We start from the raw sequence: 19429 nt of genomic DNA, 5'->3' as shown, positions 1-19429 counted from the left end.
AAACAGGCAGATTACCTGGAATAGAATTACATGTTGGGTTCTGGGGAGTTCGGCCTGAATAAAAACAAAAAGAAGAGGAACTATTTTGAGACAATATGAACCATTCAAACGACTGTTCCGTCTGATAGGTGCGCTGCTCCTGATGGGGGCAGAAGTTGGCGCTTATGGATATGTCTGGAACGGATATTTCAACAAAATGATCGAATTTCCGTTCTGGAGAAGAGGAAACTGGCTGATGATCGCCCTGTATGCGGGACTATTACTATTTTTCCTGCTGACTTACGGGGGATTCCGGATCGGATACCTGAAAAAAGGAAATCTGCTCTGTTCTCAGATCCTTTCGATCGGACTTTTAAATCTGATTACGTATATTCAGATTTCTCTGTTAGATAAAAAATTTCATGATCCCCGGATACTGCTTGGGATGACGGTTGTCCAGCTTTTGATTGCACTGATCTGGACGTTCCTGTTTCAGCAGATATACAGGATTCTGTTTCCGCCAAGAAGGATGCTTTTGGTATGCGGAGACCGTCCGGCCTTTCACCTGATGGAAAAGATTCATTCCAGAGAGGACAAGTATTATCTGGAAACGGCGATTCATATCGGCGTCGGCATAAAAGCCATTCTCGAAGAGGCGAAAAAATATGATGCCCTGATTATCGGAGATATTCCGGCGAAGGATCGAAATGCGCTTTTAAAGAAATGTTTTGAGCAGGATATCCGGACCTACACGGTGCCGAAATTATCGGACATTCTGATCCGGACTTCCCAGGAATTAGATATCTTTGACAGTCCTCTGCTATTATCGAGAAATGATGGCATATCGGATCTTCAGCGATTTATTAAGCGGGCGATGGATTTCATCTGTTCGAGCATCGGAATCGTGGTATTATCTCCATTCTTTCTTCTGGTGGCGCTGTCGATCTACCTGACCGACCGCGGTCCGGTCTTTTACAAGCAGACCCGTCTCACAGAGGGCGGAAAAGAATTTCAGATCTGCAAATTTCGGACGATGATCCAGAACGCGGAGGCAAAAACCGGGGCGAGACTGGCAGCGGAACACGATGATCGGATCCTGCCGGTGGGACATTTTCTTCGGAGAACTCGCCTGGACGAGCTGCCGCAGCTTTTCAATATCTGGAAAGGTGAAATGTCGATCGTAGGACCGCGTCCGGAACGCCCGGAGCTGGCGGCGGAGATCGAGAAAGAAATCCCGGAATTCTGCTACCGCTTAAAGATGAAAGCCGGACTGACCGGATATGCGCAGGTCTATGGAAAATACAATACAACGTCCTATGACAAACTGAAACTGGATTTGACTTACATACGAAATTACTCTCTGCTTCTTGACCTGAAGCTCATCCTGATGACACCGAAGATCATGATGCTCAAAGAGAGTACGGAAGGAGTCGCAGACAATGGAAAAGCTTCTGACAGTCGTCATCCCGGCGTATAACGCAGAAAAATATATCACATATACCCTGGATTCACTGTGCGCAGGGTGCAGAGACCGGGATTTGAAAAAGAAAAATCAGAGCTGGACAGGAAATGAAACGGAATCAAACATTCAAACCGTATCAGCAAGAATGCCTGATTTTCAACCAGGTATGGATTGGTCCGAATACATGGAAATATTGATTATAGACGATGGATCAAGGGATCAAACCGGTGCGATTGCCGATCAATATGCGGAGCGCTATCCGACCGTTGTCCGTGTCATTCATAAAGAAAATGGCGGTCATGGATCTGGGATCAACTGCGGCATCCAGAATGCATTGGGGCGATATATGAAAGTAGTCGATGCCGATGACTGGGTGGATCCGGAGGCATTGGATCATCTGATTGCTGCGCTGAAAAACTGTCGGGATGATGTGCTGGTCAGCGGTTTCTACTGGCGATTTGAAAACGGAAGCGGAGAGGAAAGCTCCTTTCCGAAAAAAGCAGAAATTCCGGAACCATTTTCAGGGGTGAAATATGGGATTTCCTATGAATTCGATGGAATCGCAGACCAGATTTACATGAAAATGCATGGAATCACATGGAAAACAGAGATCCTGCGGAAAATGCCGCTTTCGATCGATGAACACTGCTATTACGTTGATGCCGAATACATTTTGTATCCGATTCCGTGGGTCAAAACCGTATCCTTTATCCCGGATTTTGTGTATCAATATCGGATCGGTCGGGAAGGACAGAGTGTCAGCCCGGAGAAGATGATCAGGAATAAGGAAAATTATGACCGAGAGATGGAATCATTGCTGTCCTTTTACCGCCTGTATCAGGGCGGAACACTTACCGGAAAAGACGGAAAGAAGATTTCATGCACTCAGGAAAAGCTACAGTATCTTGAAAATGGAATCGCCAGGGTGGCAGCTGGGAGAGTGAAGATACTTCTGAGCCTTCCGGCCGACAAGGAAGTAAAGCATGCATTGATGCAGTTTGAAGATGAATTACTTCGGGACTATCCGGAGATTTACCATGCGAACCGAAATAAGGCGGTGAAGCTGCTGCGGGTAAGCCGGTATGGGCTGTACCGGGCGGCGGTATGGGCGCTTAGTAAGATGAATAGGAGCTTTTAAAAATGGGTCGATTGGGACAAAGATTAAATGGATTATATAGCTATAGAAATCTTTTGCAGCAATTAGTTGAACGAGATGTCAAACTGAAATATCGAAGAAGTTTTTTGGGGTATTTGTGGAGTATTTTAAATCCCTTAATGATCATGATGATTATGGTAATTGTTTTTTCCAATATGTTCCGCTTTGATATTCAGGATTATCCGGTTTATCTGATTATTGGTCAGACTGTATTTAATTTCGTATCAGAATCAACCAATCAGGCAATGTGGTCTATCACAGGCAATGCATCACTGCTGAAAAAGACATATGTGCCTAAATATATTTTTACACTTTCTAAAGTCACGAGTTCCTGTGTGAATATGCTGTTTTCATTGGGAGCTATGCTGATTGTCCTGCTTGTATGCAGAGTTCCTTTAAATTGGTATATGCTTTTTATTCCGGTCATTATTTTACAGGTATATGTATTTAGTACAGGAATTGGTTTGTTTTTGTCGCAGGCAACCGTGTTTTTCAGAGATGTTCAGTATATATATGCAGCTTTTATGACGGGATGGATGTATCTGACACCTATTTTTTATCCGATCAATCAGCTTCCGGAAGGAATACGGTGGGGGATTATGACATTTAATCCTCTTTATTCGTATATTACCCAGTTTAGAACGGTTGTATTGATGCAGCAGCTGCCGGAATGGGGGATGATACTGCAGGGGAGTCTGGTTGCCTTGGGCGTTTTGATTGTCGGAACCCTGTGTTTTATGAAAAATCAGGATCGTTTTATACTGTATATTTAACTGCTTGAAATAGGAGAAACCTATATGGATATGAATAACTGTGCTGTAAAAGCGGAACATGTAGTAATTCGCTTTAATATGGCGTCAGAAAAAATCGATAATTTGAAGGAATATTTTATCAAACTTGTAAAGCATGAGCTGATGTTTAAAGAGTTTCTGGCGCTGAACGATGTTTCGTTTGAAGTAAAAAAAGGAGAAGCCTGGGGAATCATTGGAGTCAATGGTTCTGGAAAATCGACCCTTTTAAAAGCAATTTGCGGGATTCTGAAACCGTATAAAGGGAAAATCACTGTCAACGGAAGCATCGCACCGCTGATTGAGCTGGGAGCTGGATTTGATGGGGATCTGACAGCCAGAGAGAATATATTTCTGAACGGTGCTGTATTGGGTCATGATAAGAAATTTATGGAACAGCATTTCGATGAAATTGTTGAGTTTGCAGAACTGCGGGATTTTCTGGATATGCCGATTAAGAACTATTCTTCCGGTATGGCGGCGAGACTTGGATTTGCAATCGCTACGATTGTGAAGCCGGATATTTTGATTTGTGATGAAGTCCTTTCGGTTGGAGATTATGCATTTCAGAAAAAGTGCGAGAAACGGATGAATGAGATGCGGGCAGCAGGAACAACGCTGCTTTATGTTTCACATTCGATTGAATCGGTTCAAAAGATTTGTGATCATGCGCTGTGGCTTCAAAAAGGCATAGTGAAAGGCGCAGGAAATGTGGATGAGATAGCGAAACAATACATGGACAGTTTGGCATAAAGATAAGAGGAATAGAGAAAAATTCAATGAGTAATATAAAAATTCTCATAGCGTGTCATAAAGATACGGCCCTGCTGGACAGTAAAATTTTGATTCCAATCCAGGTGGGGGCAGCTGGATCAGCAAGACGATTTGAACAAATGCTTTCAGATGATACAGGGGATCAGATATCTGCGAAAAATCCAATGTATTGTGAATTGACAGCGCAGTACTGGGCCTGGAAAAATCTGGAGGCAGACTATTACGGATTTTTTCATTATCGCAGATACTTAAGTTTTTCAGAACAAAAATATCGGGAAGATCGTTGGGGAAATGTGCGGGAAGATACATTCTCTGATGCAATAAAAGAAAAATATGGGCTCTCGGATAAACAGATAGAGAAAGTGGTTACTTCCTATGATTTGATCATATCAGAAGAGAAAAACGTAGCATCCATGCCTGGAAAGGCGACGAATGTCTATGAACAGTATCAATACGGGGATTCTCTTCATATAGAAGACCTGGACTGCATCGTTTCGATTGTACAGGAAAAACATCCGGAATATGTACAAGATCTGAAAGAATATCTGAACGGAAAATATACTTGTTTTTGCAATATGTATATCATGAAAAAGGAGTTATTTCATGAATATATGGAGTGGCTGTTTGATATCTTGTCAGAATTTGAAAAACGCTCCAATCTGCACGATTATTCCATAGAAGGCCGAAGAACACCAGGGCATCTGGGAGAACGCCTTTTGACGCTTTACTATCTGCATCTTAAGAGAACCCGACAAATAAAAATAAAAAGTTTACAAACAGTTATCCTGTTTCATACAGAGCCTGCCTTGCAGGGAAATGTATCTCCAGCGTTCGAGAAAAATAATATTGCAATCGCAGCTGCCTGCAACGAAAAATTTGTTCCATATATGGCAGTCCTCCTGCAAAGTATTTGCGAACAGGCGGAGCAGAAAAATAATTATGACATCCTTGTACTGACACAAGATATATCGGAAAAAAGTAAAAAAATTCTTTCACTCATAATAGGGGATAAAAGTAATTTTAAAATCCGCTATCTCAATCCGACGCCGTATATACAGGGATGTTCTTTTTATATCAGAGGGCATTTTAGTATAGAAACCTATTTCAGACTGGTTCTTCCGGAGTTGCTGCCAGATTATAAAAAAATTTTGTATCTTGATTCGGACATGGTTGTACTGGACGATGTTGCAAAATTGTATAACGAATCAATTGACGGCTATCTGCTGGGAGCGTGTTACGATGCAGATACAGCCGGGCTCTATAACGGTTATGAGCCAAATAAAAAAGCATACATGGATCAGGTGCTGCAATTAAAACATCCTTATCAGTATTTTCAGGCCGGAACGTTGCTAATAAACCTGGAAACGTTTCGGGCAACCTATACGGTAGAGAAAAAGCTTCAATATGCAGCATCCAGGAAATTTCAGCTCTTGGATCAGGATATCTTGAACAAACTCTGCGAGGGCAGAGTCCGCTATATAGATATGTCCTGGAACATGATGGTCGATTATGCCGGAATACGAAAAGAGCAGATTATAACAAAAGCGCCGGCATGGTTAAATGAAATGTATCTGGAAGCCAGAAAACATCCGAAAATCATTCATTATGCAGGCTCAGAAAAACCATGGAACCATCCAGAGATGGATTTTGGAAGTGTATTTTGGCAGTATGCCAGACGCACACCGTATTATGAAACACTTCTTAGAGATATGACGCTTGCTTCGATTCAGGAAAAAGAAGAAAAAAGGAAGTGGAGCAGAAAAATTCTAGGAGGTATCCGGTGCGTCAGAGATCATGGGATTGGGTATACGTTGAGGTATTTGAAAAAAAAGAAATATTAAAATGCAGATATATATAAATGGACTAAAAATAGAGGAAATCAAGATATGTATAAAAAAGATAAAGTTTCAATAATTATTCCAATTTATAATGGTGAAAAACATTTAGCGGAATGTCTAGATACGATTCAGAATCAGACATATACGAATTTAGAAATTATATGTATAAATGATGGTTCAAGAGACAAATCTTTGAGTATTTTAAAAGAGTACCAAAAAAAAGATGATCGTTTTATAGTTATTGATCAAAAAAATGCAGGTCAGAGTAAGGCGAGGAATGAAGGAATACGCAGAGCATCTGGAAAATATATTTCTTTTGTTGATTGCGATGACTTCATAGAGTTAGATATGATTGAAAAAATGGTTTTAAAAGCAGAAGAAACGAATGCAGATATTGTTATCACTAATTTTTCACTTTATTTTGAAGATACAGGACGATATGAAAGTTATCGTGATGAAGTTCTATATTATACTTTGAAAAATAAAGTTTTTACAGTTGAGGAATGTCCTGAAATAATAAAGTATGTTGGAGTGTGGGATAAGCTTTTTGAAACAGATTTTTTAAAGAAAAACAATCTTCTTTTTTGGGAAAATATTATTTATGAAGATCATTTATATAGCGTTCAGGCAGAATTGTATGCGAATAGGATTTCGTTGATTCCAGAACATTTATATTACTATAGAAAAAATGCAGGAGAATCTATTACAGACAAGGAAGCAGACAATGATGCTTTTAAAACGGATTTTTTACGTATTCATAAAAAAATACAAGAAATATTGGATGAAAACAAAACATCATTAAAAGTAAACAAAGCTTATTACGAATTTTTTATGGAAAATGCCATTATGCATCAGAGAAATTCTAGTACAATACGTTTTTATAAGTATTTTTTTGAAAGTATGAGAAAAATACTAGATGAAAAAAAGATTAAAGTTATAAATACAATTAATAATAAGATGATTTTAGAATATGCGAATGATATATATAAGAATAAATTTTTTAGATGTATGAAAAATATACATTAAAAATGGAGGGTAAAATGTCAAAACTGAAAATATTTATCGCAAATCATAAAGAGAATAATTACATACCAGAATGTGATTTTATACAACCAGTACAAGTTGGAGCTGCTTTTTCGAAAAAACAGTTTGATGGAATGGACAAAGATAATACAGGAATAAATATTTCAGAAAAAAATCCTATGTATTGTGAATTGACAGCTCAGTATTGGGCTTGGAAAAATATAGATGTTGAGTATTACGGCTTTTTCCATTATAGACGATATTTATCTTTTAATGATAGTTTGAAAGAAAAAGTGGATAATTGGAATATTGTCACAAAAAATTATTTAACAAAATATGAAACTAATGCAATGCATATAGATAATAGGTATTTAAAGCAGATTGAAAATATGGTTGATAATTATGATGTTTTAACCATGAAACCAATTGATCTGAAAAAAGCGTGCGGTTTAACCGTTTATGAGCAATATAAAAAAGATGGAGTTAGGCTACATGTTAAGGACTTGGATATTATGCTTGAAATTATAAATGAGAAATATTCGGATTTTTATGATATAGCCAAAGAATATTTAAATGGATATACGGCTTATATTGGAAATATATTTATAATGAAAAAAGAACTTTTTAATAGTTATTGTAAATGGCTTTTTGATATATTGAATGAATTTGAAAAAAGAGTTGATATGTCAACATATTCTGTAGAAGGATATAGAACCCCCGGACATTTGGGAGAGCGTTTGTTCGGTATATATTATATGTGGTTACTGAACAATAGGAACATTACTTCAAAAGAATTACAATTGTATTTTTTTTCAAATACAGATTCTTGCAAGGAATTACAGCCAGCATTTTCAAGTAGAAATATTCCGATCGCAATGGTATCAAATGACAATTATGCACCGTTTTACGCTGCAATGATACGATCGTTGTTAGATAATTTGAATGACAATTGTAATTATGATCTTGTTTTTTTGCATAGAGATTTTAAGAAAAAAACAAAAGAGTTATTTTTAAAATTAATAAAAGACATAGAAAATGTAAAAATACGGTTTTATAATGTGGGACCATTGTTTGAACATTCAAATTTAAATGCAAGTCCTACAATCCCAGTTGAGACATATTTTAAATTATCAATTATTGAAGTGTTTAAGAAATACGATAAAGTTTTATATTTGGATGGGGATATGATTATAAAAAGTGATATATCAGAGTTGTTTCAAACGGATATTTCACAATTTTGTGTTGCCGGAGTAGTAGATATTGCAGCTGCTGGAGTGGCAAATGGATTTGATGATATTCGCAGAAAATATGTTCATGAAAAGATGCGATTGAAAAATGTATTTAAGCAATTTAATGCAGGTGTGTTACTATTTAACGTTAGTAAAATGAGAGAAGAATTTACCTTTAAATATTTGTTAGAGTTTGCACAAGGTTCTTCATTTCAATTTCAAGACCAAGATGCGTTGAATGTTTTGTGTCAAGATCAAATAAAATGGTTAGAACAAAGCTGGAATTTCATGGGAGATGAAGTAGAAGGATATAGGGGATATGTTGAAACATTTGCTCCAAGACAATATTATTTGGAATATCAAAAAGCGAGTCAAAATCCTAAGATTATACATTATGCTGGGAATGAAAAACCATGGTTATATCCGAAACAAGAATGGGCGGATGAGTTTTGGAATGCATTTGTAAGAACACCATTTTGGTATGGCTTTGTTGGACAAAGAATGCTTGATATAGAAAATCATGTAAGTAATAATTTTAATGGAAAAAGAAATTTTAGACAACAAGTGCGTAGAATTTCGGAAATAGTGATGCCATACGGAACTATGCGTAGAAGTTGTGTTAAATGGATTTACAAAAAGATAAGACGTATTATATAGGTGGATTTAATGAAAATATTAATATTGGGTGGGAATGGATTTATAGGAAAAAATCTAGCAGAATATTTAAAGGATGATTACGAGGTCTTTTCCTTTGATAGAGAAATACCAAATGTTTTAGACAATAAGAAAATTAAGTATATTAAAGGGGATTTCTTTAATGATACCGATATACTTCCTTATCTTAAAAAAAGTGATGTTGTAGTTCATGCAATAAGCACAATTAATCCGGGAAATTCAAATGAAAAATATTTCTTTGGATATAAAAATGATTTTTTACAGAGTATAAAATTGTGCGAATGGTCAAAACAATATGAGTTTAGAATTCTTTTCTTATCATCAGGTGGTACTGTGTATGGAAATAAAGAAGCAATGCCGATAAAAGAAGAAGATTTACCAGTCCCAATAAATCATTATGGTAATTTAAAGTTATGTATCGAAAATACGATTAGAACATTTAATAGACAAATGGGGTTGAACAATATAATTGCTCGAATTTCTAATCCGTATGGACCGGGGCAGGATTATAGAAAAGGAGTTGGGTTTATCGACGCAGCTTTAAAAAAAGCAATTAATAAAGAAACAATAGAGATTTGGGGAGATGGATTTGTTGTAAGAGATTATATACATATTCAGGATGTATGTAAAATGCTAGGCTCTTTAATAGAATATAAAGGTTCAAGAGAAATTTTTAATATTAGTTCTCAAAAAGGAGTTTCTCAAAATGAAATTTTAAAAATTTTGCATAAATTAATCCCTGATATTAAGGTTGAATACCTACCATATAGAACCGTAGATGTTCCAAAAATCATTTTGGATAACACCAATATAGTGGAAATCTCAAAATGTAACTGTAGGTCAATTGAAGTAGGAATTAATGAATACTATTGCTTTCTAAAAAAAAGAAAACTTAAATGCATCAATTGATATAGATATTAACGATGGAGAACGGATAAATGAAATTATATATTTCGGTTTTGAATTGTGTTTCATGTGTTGCTGTTGTTCTGTTACACACAAATGGGATTTTTTGGAGTCATCCTTCGGGAGAACTTTGGATTTCGGCGAATTTTATTGAAACTTATTTTTACTGGGCGGTGCCGATATTTTTTATGATTTCAGGTGCTACATTGATGGATTATAGAGAACGATATACTACAGCAGAATTTTATAAAAATAGAATAAAAAAGACAGTAGTTCCATTCGTGTTTTGGAGTTTGATTTCAGGAATGTTTATGGCATATATTTCAGAAGTTCCGATGGATTGGAATATTATTCATATAATAGATAATACGTTTAATACAAGATACTTTTCAATCTATTGGTTCTTTATTCCTTTGTTTGCCATATATATATCATTTCCAATTATTAGTTTTGCAGCTGAAAATATTCAGCTTATGACTTTTTTTGCTCTGATTGGAAGCATAGTAGTGTTTACTCTACCCTTGCTGTGTGAGTTGTTTCATATTACTATGAATAAAGATGTAGTACCGCCTGTAGTTAGTGGATATATGGTATATATATTTCTTGGTTATATATTAGATAAAGTGACGTTGGATAAGAAGAAAAGATGGAGTATATATATAGTAGGTATAATTGGATGGTTTATACATTTTGAAGGAACAAGTATGCTTTCAACAGGAGCAGAGATAAATACAATGTTTAAAGGATATACCAATTTTCCGTGTCTACTGCAATCAGTTGCTATATTTGTTCTTTTTAAATATATGGATTATAAAAAAATATTTGGTCGATTTTATCACATTGTGTCTGATATGATATTTAAATGTGCAAAATGTACATTTGGTGTATATTTGTTACATTATTTTTTTGTTATAGGGCTTCCAAAAGAGTTTAATATAGACGGAAGAAGATTGATATGGAGAGTTGGAGGAGGAATTTTAATATTCTTAATATGCGCGCTATTTACGCATTTTGCAAAAAAAAATCAAATCATTAGAAAGGTTTTGCCATGATTTAATTATCATAAGAAATGTTGCAAAGAACTTATATTAGTGTTTTGGAAATGTCCTTTTTGAAAGAGAAAACTAGAAGTGAAAAAAATTAGCTGATTTACGGAGAAAAACATGTATAAGATTTTCATTGTTAAGGTTGATAATATTGGAACTTGTTTTGAAACAGGCATCAAAAAACTGATAAAAGTGGATTAAATTGGATAATTATAAAAGCTTTTATCTGTGGTATAAACTATTTGATGGAATGGTAGGAGTAACTATTAGACTAATGCAAAAATCAGAATACGTAGAAAATATTTTCTGCCATAAAAGTAGGAGATAAAATAATGGATAAAGTAGCAGTTTTAATTCCGTGCTATAACGAAGAAAAAACAATTGGAAAAGTTGTGAAAGATTGGAAAAAAGAATTACCAGATGCAATGGTTTATGTATATGATAATAATTCAACCGATAATACGGTAGAACTGGCAAAAAAAGTTGGGGCAATTGTGCGGTATGAGTATAGTCAAGGTAAAGGTAATGTTATTCGAAGAATGTTCAGAGAAATTAATGCTGAGTGTTATATCATGATAGATGGAGATGATACCTATCCAGCGGAATATGGAAAAAATATGGTGGAGCTAGTACTCCATAAAAATGTAGATATGGTTATAGGGGACAGGCTTTCATCTACATATTTTGAAGAAAATAAAAGACCATTTCATAATTTTGGAAATAGTTTAGTAAGAGGGAGTATTAATCGATTGTTCCATACCAACATTCGAGATATTATGACAGGATATCGTGCATTTAGTTATCTTTTTGTGAAAAGTTTTCCGGTTCTTTCCAAAGGATTCGAAATTGAAACAGAAATGACGATCCACGCAGTTGAGAAAAATATGAGTGTTGAAAATATGATAATTGAATATAGAGATCGCCCGGAAGGAAGTGAGTCAAAGTTAAATACATATTCTGATGGCGTAAAAGTTTTAAAGACTATTGGAAGATTGTATAAAAATTATAGACCGATGAACTTCTTTGGAATGATGTCAGTTTTACTATTTGTTTTGTCTCTGATATTGTTTGTGCCGGTGTTTTTTTATATTTACAGACAGGATTAGTTCCTAATTTTCCAACGCTAATTGTATCAGGCTTTATTGCATTATCCGCGTTGATTTCATTCTTTTCAGGACTCATTTTATCGGAAATTGTGGAGAAAGAACGTAGAGAATATGAATTTAGATTACAAATGATTGAAATGAGCAAGAAGAGGATTGTTAAATGAATGTATTAAAAGAAAAATATAATGAAGCAAAAATTATATTTTCGATAGTAATGGGATTTATAGGTATAACCGGAATACAGATGTAATATTTGAATTATGCTCAAAATGTTCCGGGGGGGGTATTCTGGCGATTGTATTTTTCGTCACCTCCAAGTTGTATTATCAAATTTCGATAAAGAGAGGTATTAGATTTTATATCCAAGTTGCTTTATCTGCTTTTTATGCAGTGATTTTGAATTTTGGAATTCAATTGGATTTGTTATCCACAATCCAATTAAATGGAATCACACTTTTAAGTCTACTTTTTTTAATGATTGAAATATTTCCATTTATTGTTTGCATGATGGAGTATTTTGATAAAAAAAAGATTGTTGGTAAAGAAGATAAAAAAAGTTTAAGAAATTGTTTTGTTATAATTCTTTTTGCTTGGATAATGGCATATTTGGCACTGTTTCCAGGGGTTTATGCAACAGATGCACCATATTGGTATCATGAGTTTTTGAGAAAAGATATTCCTATATCATCTCAATGGTCTCCACTATATTGTGGAATATTTTATTTGTTTGTTAATAGTGGAAAGTTGTTTTTTGATAATTATTCCATAGGATTTGCAGTGTTTACTTTACTGCAAATGAGTATTTCACTTTATGTTATCTGGAATATCTTATCATTTATAAATGATAAGACAAACAAAACGTTGGTGATTCTATCTACACTTTTTTTTCTGTTGCCTATGCATGTAATTCTTTCCTTAACATCAGCGCAAGATTCAATTTTTACAGCGTCTTTTGCCATGGTGGTCTTATTGCTAATTGAATATTTGCTGGATGAGCAATTTTTGGACAAGAAAAATACTATAAAATTGTTTTTATGGATGTTTTTAATGTGTGTCATTAGAAATAATGGAGTATATGTTCTTGCTTTTGTGCTTCTGACTGCTTTATTGTTGAAAGCCAGAAGAAAATTGTTGATGTTATTGACAAGCGTTATAATATTGGTAGCTGTGTATCAAGGACCGGTATATGCTTTGTGTGGAGTACAGAAGGGAACGGCACTGAGAGAGATGCTGAGCTTACCCTTGCAACAAATGGCGTGGGTATATAATAATGATGATTTGACGGAAAAGCAACGCAAAGAGATGCAAAGCTTTGTCCCTGATGAGGGATGGAAAAATTATACGCCCTTTATTTCGGATCCGGTAAAATCAAATTTAAAAGTAGAAGAGGTACAGAGGGATAAGATTTCTTTTTTGAAATCATATATAAAATTTGCTGCTTTTGATTCAATAGGATATGTACAGGCATTTGGATTACAGACTCTGACTTTATGGTATCCAGACAAAAACTGGCCGGATGCCAGACCATGGCATCCATATATAGATATCCTGTGTTATGATAAGTCGGTGGCATATGATCCTGGATTTGAGATTAATAGAGAAAGTTTGTTTCCGAGTTATCAATTATTGTTAGAGAATTTGTATGGAAAGGGAATTCCAGGTAATGGTTATGGTGGAAGTTTGAAAATGATTTTTTCTAAAATACCGATTTTTTCGATATTATGTCAGGCAGGATTTTATAGTTGCCTTTTGCTTTTTCTCGGTGTGTATACTCTTTTGATTAATAGAAATAAGAAAATAATTTTGCTTTTGAGTATGATATTTGGTATATGGCTTACTGTACTTTTAAGTCCAGTAATTATGTATCGTTACTGTGCACCTTTTATATTTACAGCTCCACTATATATTTCGTCAATGTTCCTTTTGAAAGAAGAGACCAGGAGTAAATAAAAGTTAAATAGTTTACGGAGGAAAAAACATGAACACAACCCTCATTATCATGGCTGCCGGTATCGGTTCTCGTTTCGGAACCGGTATCAAACAGCTGGCTAAGATGGCTCCGAATGGAGAGATTATTATGGATTTTTCGATTTACGATGCGAAGGAAGCTGGTTTTACAAAAGTTGTATTTGTAATTCGGAAAGCCATTGAGAAAGAATTTAAAGAAGTGATTGGAAATCGCTTATCTAAGGTTATGCCTGTGGAATATGTCTATCAAGAGTTAGAAGACTTGCCTGAAGGCTATCATGTTCCAGAAGGACGAGTAAAACCATGGGGAACCGGGCAGGCAATTCTGGCTTGTAAAGATGTTGTGAAAGAACCATTTGTGATCATCAATGCAGATGATTATTATGGGAAAGAAGCTTTTTCGAAGCTTCATGAGTTCCTGCTTTCTGGAAATACAGATGCGGATAAGATAAATCTGGCAATGGCAGGCTTTTCTTTAAAGAATACGCTGAGTGAAAACGGAGCGGTTACCAGAGGTGTCTGCGTGGCAGATGAGGCGGGATTCTTGAAAGAGGTCGTTGAAACGACGGGAATTCAGTGTGTAGATGGAAAAATCCAGTGTGATAATGCGAAGGTAAGCAAATGGATCACACCGGATACGATGGTATCCATGAATATGTGGGCCGGATATCCGGATTTTTTGCGGTACATAGATGAAGGATTTGCCAGATTCCTTGATGCATTAGGGGAAAATCCGGAGAAGAAGGAGTATCTTCTCCCAAATATTGTGGCGGAATTGCTTGAAAAGAAGTTAGCTTCCGTAAAAGTTTTGAATACGCCGGACAGATGGATTGGAATTACTTATAAAGAAGATATAGAACCGGCGCAGGAGGGATTCCGACAGATGATAGAGAGTGGATTATATCCGGAAAATTTGTGGGATTAGGATAAAGTAAGAACAAATGAAATTAGAGAGAAACAGGATGGTTGAAGTTTTATTTTACACAGCCGTCTTCACCAAACAATTCTACCTTCTCCCCAGCGGCAGCATCGGCATCGCGGATCTGTTTTTCGCCTTGTCCGGTGCCCTGGCGCTTATCATGGCGTGGAGAAGTGGTAAGAAAATCTGGTATCAGGAAGATTTTCCCTGGGTGGTCTTCCTGATATTTGCAGCTGTCATTAATGGCATTTATTTTGTTCGGACAGGAAAAGGAAGTTTTCCGTTACATACGCTTTATTGGATTTATTCTGCATTCCTGATCTGGACGTTCCGGACACTTTATTCGGATTCGTTTATGCGGGGACTTTGCTGGATATGTCGGATCAATCTGGTGTTTCAGACAATTGTTTTGATTTCCGGACGAGGACGCTATTTTCATGAGAGCTGGGGCGGTTCTCGGTTTATGGGAACGTTTAATGATCCGAACCAGTTTGCTTTTTTCATCTTTACGATGATTCTGGTGCTTTTTATGGAATACCGGCGGAAGGCAGAGTATACAGTCAAGACACGGATTGCGTGCTGGGGAATGTTTTTTTGGGGAGTTTTTCTGATTGGAAAAGCAAAATCAACCGGTATGTTTGTGGGACTGCTTGCCTTTTTTGTAATACTGGCATGGCAGTTTTTCTGGGAAAGATGCACGCACTCAAAGTATAAAAAACTCTGGTGGTTCGGCGGGGCAGCTGTTGTAGTGATGCTGGCGCTGGGCGTCTATCTAATCTGGCCAGGGGCAGATTTTGATGTTTCGCAGACGGATTATACGCTTCTTTCCAGAATCCAGCAGAAAATATGGAAACTGGCAAATGGAAATCTCTATGATCTGCTATATGACAGAAGTGCGGAGCGGCTGGTATTGACGCCTCAGTATCTGTTTTATGGAGCGGGAGAGGGCTTTTTTGAACGTTTTATTCCGTATGATGGATTTGAAAAACTTTTGAGTCCGGGTGTGTTTGATGTATTTCATGTCAATGAGATTCATTCCAGCTTTTTTGATGTGTGGTTTTCGTATGGGCTGATTCCTACCACATTTCTGGTGTATTGGATTGTGAAAAATGTGGTCCGGTGTGAGAAGGCGCAGAGGGCGGCGGTGCTGGCACTTCTGGCAGAGAGCTTTACGCTGATGAACTGCAGGCAGCCGTTTTTCTGGTTTGTTATTGTGATGGCGGGAATGTCTGGGAAGAAGGGAAGAAGGACATGAATTTGAAATACCTCATTCGTATGCCTGCCATTTTGATTTCAGGTATTTTGGCGGGAATCATTTTTTTGTGGCTTGCCTTTCTTATACCGGATAAGTTGATTTATGAACATAGTGCAGAGTCAGTGGAAATCTTTACCGGTGAAGGACTCTACCCGTTTGTTGGAAATACGCCGGCGGAAGAACTGGATAACTGGACGGATTCGCTCATGCTCCATACAGCCTGTTATCAAAAAGAAGATGCGTCTGCTTTAGAGTGTGCAGTCGCTGCCTATCGACCGGTTTATCAGGATGCAGATCCAATTACATCATTTCGAATGGATGTGAAAGGGATAGATGATGGGATGGAAATAACTTCGTATGCACGTTATTGGCATGGTTATTTGGTATTCCTGCGCCCACTACTCTTTTTTATGGATTATCGGGGAATTCGGGCACTTATAAATTTGGGAGTTGTGTTTACTCTGCTGCTTATAACAGGAACATTGATTAGGCAGAAACGCTACTGTTTGATACTTCCATTTTTATGTACGGCATTGTTTTTGAGACCGTTGGCGATTGCGTTTTCGATCCAGTTTTCAAGTGTGTATTATGTGATGATATTCAGCCTGTTTTTGATTTTGGTCTGTCGGAATCAAATGGAACAGGACGGGCGCTATCTGTATCTGTTTTTGATAAATGGCATGATAACTGCTTATCTGGATTTACTGACTTATCCTGCGGCAGCACTTGGAATTCCACTGGTATTTTTCCTGGCAACGGGGAAAATGGTTAACTTCCTTGAAAAACGGCACACCGCATTCTCGTTACTTTAGTGACGAGTTAGGTGTGCCAAATTTTTTATCAAGATACAGAACTAGTGTTTGCTAAATGCGGGGGCATATGGTATAATATAAACATGGAAAAAGATATATTTACTATTAAGGAAAATTCACTTTCATATGGTAGAGGATATGTGTATTCTTTGCAATATCATCTTGTCTGGTGCACGAAATATCGAAAACAGGTCCTGAAAAATGGGATAGACGCGGAATGTAAAAAAATGTTGTATGAGCTTGCGGAGGAATACAAATTTAGGATTCTGGCGATGGAGGTTATGCCAGATCATATTCATTTACTTCTGGATTGCAAACCGCAATTTTTTATATCAGGCATGATAAAGATTATGAAGGGGAATCTGGCACGTCAGTTGTTTCTTTCGCATCCGGAATTAAAACAGGAGCTGTGGGGAGGACATTTGTGGAATCCATCGTATTGTGCAGTCACCGTAAGTGACCGAAGCAGGGATCAGGTAATGGCATACATTGAGGGACAAAAAGAGAAGGAAAAAAGAAAGTAGGAAACTTTATGCAGATTGTATCCAGCTATGGAGTAGAAATTAAAAAAAAGAATATACCGCTCCGCGCTACGCTGGATATTTTTCGGAAGGCAGTTTCCTATCTGATTCCGGTGTATGCAGAGACCTGGGAAGAACTTTCCGAAATCAGAAATCCACAAAAACGCTTTAATGAAGCGGAACATCTGGTACATGAGACAAAAAAGAATCATGCCAGATTTCTGTTTGACCGTCATTTCCCTAAGATGTCATCTTATCTGAGGAGAGCGGCGATTCAACACGCACTTGGAGCGGTGTCCTCCTATCAGACACGCCTTAGTTTGTGGAAAAAGGGAGAACTGAGGGGAAGACCGAAGCTGGTCTGTGAGAATCATGCGATGCCGGTATTCTATCGGGATGTCATGTATAAGGAAGCAGAACCGGGAGAAGATGCGGCACATTTAAAGCTGTTTGATGGGCGTGAGTGGAAGTGGTTTCAGGTAAAATTACTTCATACCGATATGGAATATCTGCGAAAAAAATGGAGTGGTAAAAAGGCATCTGCCCCTACTTTGGAAAGGAAACATCATAAATATTTCCTTCGGTTTTCATACACGGAGGAAGTAAGCTTATCAAAAACAGATGTAAAAGAGCAGGTGATATGCAGCGTTGATTTAGGGATCAATACGGATGCGGTCTGCAGCATCATGCGTGCAGATGGCACTATCCTGGGACGTAAATTTATAAATTTCTCCAGTGATAAAGACCATTTGTATCATGTGCTTGGCAGAATCCGCCGTTTTCAGAGAGAACATTCCTCCAGACAGGTCCAAAGCCGATGGGATTATGCAAAAAGGCTGAATATGGAGCTGTCCCGCAAAATAGCTGCGGAGATCACGAAATATGCTGCAGAGTATCAGGCAGATGTAATTGTTTTTGAGTATCTGGAAATGCAGGGAAAAATATCCGGAAAAAAGAAACAAAAGCTTCATTTATGGAGAAAGCGGGATATTCAGAAACTGTGTGAACATCAGGCACATCGGAACAGAATTCGTGTGTCCAGGGTCAGTGCCCGGAACACCAGCAGGCTGGCCTGTGACGGAAGCGGAGCGGTAGTAAGAAATCAGGAGAACCATAGCCTATGTACCTTCCGGACAGGAAAACAGTACAACTGCGACCTGTCAGCATCCTATAATATTGGAGCGAGATATTTTATACGGGAACTTTTAAAATCCTTGCCGGAAACGGGAAGGTCTTCACTGGAGGCAAAAGTACCTGCAGTGAAGCGTAGAACCTCATGTGTTTATGCAGATTTAAGAAAGCTTTATGTAGAAGTAAACAATTTAAAAGCGGCATAAACGCAGGCAGATATACAGCGGACTACCTGTAATGTGGAAACCAGCCGTATCCGGCAAGGGAAAAGTGCGTATCCGCACGAATTCTAAGTTACTGGCGTATCCGCCGATATTTAGTCTTGCCGTTTAAAACGGCTGAGAAGCACGTGACTTTAGCCATGTGATGTTCACATGTGTATTTTTGAATATGATGATAAGCGGGAGAAGGAGCTGATCCGGAAGGCGGAGTATTCGGAAGGTATGAAAGAGGGAGAAAGGATTGGACGGGAAGCTGGAAAGAAAGAAGAAGCCGAACGGATATTTAAAATTTATCAATTATTTCGCGCGAACTACACGGAAAACCAGATTAAAGAGAAGCTGGGGATGAATGTAGAAGAAGTACGGAAAATTTTGGAACGATTTAAATGATTTTTAGCTTAGACGGGAGTGTCTTTCGGAGGGAGGGCACTCCTTATTTGAATACGAAAGTTATGACAGATGCACCGTTGGATATGGAAATGCGGAAAAGGTATCTGGGAATGTTCTGGGGCAGTTACTGTTCACTCATGTGTGAACAGTAATCTGGGGCATAAAATAGGAATATAAAAGAAATAAATTCTTCTTGCATCCTATATGCGGATATGCTACATTTATCTTAT

At 37.3% G+C, this 19429-nt stretch carries 16 protein-coding genes and 1 pseudogene; all 17 read left to right on the top strand.

Annotation, left to right across the window (positions count from 1 at the left end; all coding sequences use genetic code 11):
• Positions 1-85: 85 nt before the first annotated feature.
• The 17 genes and pseudogenes from C7U56_RS13420 (at position 86) to C7U56_RS13340 (ending at position 19199) form a co-directional block, all read left to right on the top strand.
• Entirely contained in the window at positions 86-1456 is a 1371-nt protein-coding gene (locus C7U56_RS13420) for an exopolysaccharide biosynthesis polyprenyl glycosylphosphotransferase (RefSeq protein ID WP_107001637.1), read from the top strand.
• A 169-nt stretch (positions 1457-1625) separates the two neighbouring features.
• Complete coding sequence (locus tag C7U56_RS13415; RefSeq protein WP_338108871.1) at positions 1626-2579, top strand: glycosyltransferase family 2 protein; 954 nt, start codon at positions 1626-1628, stop codon at positions 2577-2579.
• Between the two features lie 2 nt (positions 2580-2581).
• Positions 2582-3370, top strand: a complete 789-nt coding sequence (locus C7U56_RS13410; protein WP_107001635.1) for an ABC transporter permease — start codon at positions 2582-2584, stop codon at positions 3368-3370.
• A gap of 30 nt (positions 3371-3400) precedes the next feature.
• Positions 3401-4138 (top strand): ABC transporter ATP-binding protein, encoded by a 738-nt coding sequence (locus C7U56_RS13405; protein ID WP_333490955.1) that lies wholly within the window; start codon positions 3401-3403, stop codon positions 4136-4138.
• A 26-nt stretch (positions 4139-4164) separates the two neighbouring features.
• Complete coding sequence (locus C7U56_RS13400) at positions 4165-6000, top strand: DUF4422 domain-containing protein (RefSeq protein WP_107001633.1); 1836 nt, start codon at positions 4165-4167, stop codon at positions 5998-6000.
• Positions 6001-6045: 45 nt separating this feature from the next.
• Positions 6046-7023, top strand: coding sequence for a glycosyltransferase family 2 protein (locus C7U56_RS13395; protein WP_107001632.1), 978 nt, complete (start codon positions 6046-6048; stop codon positions 7021-7023).
• A 14-nt stretch (positions 7024-7037) separates the two neighbouring features.
• The gene (locus tag C7U56_RS13390; RefSeq protein WP_181357253.1) at positions 7038-8906 is read left to right on the top strand and encodes a DUF4422 domain-containing protein; all 1869 of its coding nucleotides are present in this window, start codon (positions 7038-7040) and stop codon (positions 8904-8906) included.
• A gap of 9 nt (positions 8907-8915) precedes the next feature.
• The gene (locus C7U56_RS13385) at positions 8916-9833 is read left to right on the top strand and encodes an NAD-dependent epimerase/dehydratase family protein (RefSeq protein ID WP_233430276.1); all 918 of its coding nucleotides are present in this window, start codon (positions 8916-8918) and stop codon (positions 9831-9833) included.
• A 29-nt stretch (positions 9834-9862) separates the two neighbouring features.
• A complete protein-coding gene (locus tag C7U56_RS13380) occupies positions 9863-10882 on the top strand; it encodes an acyltransferase (RefSeq protein WP_107001629.1) in 1020 nt (339 codons plus the stop codon).
• Positions 10883-11208: 326 nt separating this feature from the next.
• Positions 11209-12146 (top strand): annotated as a pseudogene (locus tag C7U56_RS13375) (glycosyltransferase family 2 protein).
• A 232-nt stretch (positions 12147-12378) separates the two neighbouring features.
• Positions 12379-13932 (top strand): DUF6020 family protein, encoded by a 1554-nt coding sequence (locus tag C7U56_RS13370; RefSeq protein WP_181357252.1) that lies wholly within the window; start codon positions 12379-12381, stop codon positions 13930-13932.
• A 28-nt stretch (positions 13933-13960) separates the two neighbouring features.
• Complete coding sequence (locus tag C7U56_RS13365) at positions 13961-14875, top strand: nucleotidyltransferase family protein (RefSeq protein ID WP_107001627.1); 915 nt, start codon at positions 13961-13963, stop codon at positions 14873-14875.
• A 37-nt stretch (positions 14876-14912) separates the two neighbouring features.
• Positions 14913-16124, top strand: coding sequence for a hypothetical protein (locus tag C7U56_RS13360; protein ID WP_233430275.1), 1212 nt, complete (start codon positions 14913-14915; stop codon positions 16122-16124).
• Positions 16121-16936 (top strand): hypothetical protein, encoded by an 816-nt coding sequence (locus tag C7U56_RS13355; protein ID WP_107001625.1) that lies wholly within the window; start codon positions 16121-16123, stop codon positions 16934-16936. Before C7U56_RS13360 ends, C7U56_RS13355 begins: the two co-directional genes overlap by 4 nt.
• Before the next feature lie 44 nt (positions 16937-16980).
• Positions 16981-17460, top strand: coding sequence for an IS200/IS605 family transposase (gene tnpA, locus C7U56_RS13350; RefSeq protein WP_477100010.1), 480 nt, complete (start codon positions 16981-16983; stop codon positions 17458-17460).
• Positions 17461-17468: 8 nt separating this feature from the next.
• Positions 17469-18794: an IS200/IS605 family element transposase accessory protein TnpB gene (locus tag C7U56_RS13345; RefSeq protein ID WP_107001623.1), complete on the top strand. Its 1326-nt coding sequence runs from the start codon at positions 17469-17471 to the stop codon at positions 18792-18794.
• A gap of 168 nt (positions 18795-18962) precedes the next feature.
• Complete coding sequence (locus C7U56_RS13340) at positions 18963-19199, top strand: hypothetical protein (protein WP_107001622.1); 237 nt, start codon at positions 18963-18965, stop codon at positions 19197-19199.
• The last annotated feature ends 230 nt before the right edge of the window (positions 19200-19429 follow it).

Origin of the sequence: Clostridium fessum, assembly GCF_003024715.1 — a bacterium.
GTDB lineage: Bacteria > Bacillota > Clostridia > Lachnospirales > Lachnospiraceae > Otoolea > Otoolea fessa.
This window is presented reverse-complemented; position numbering and strand designations above follow the sequence as displayed.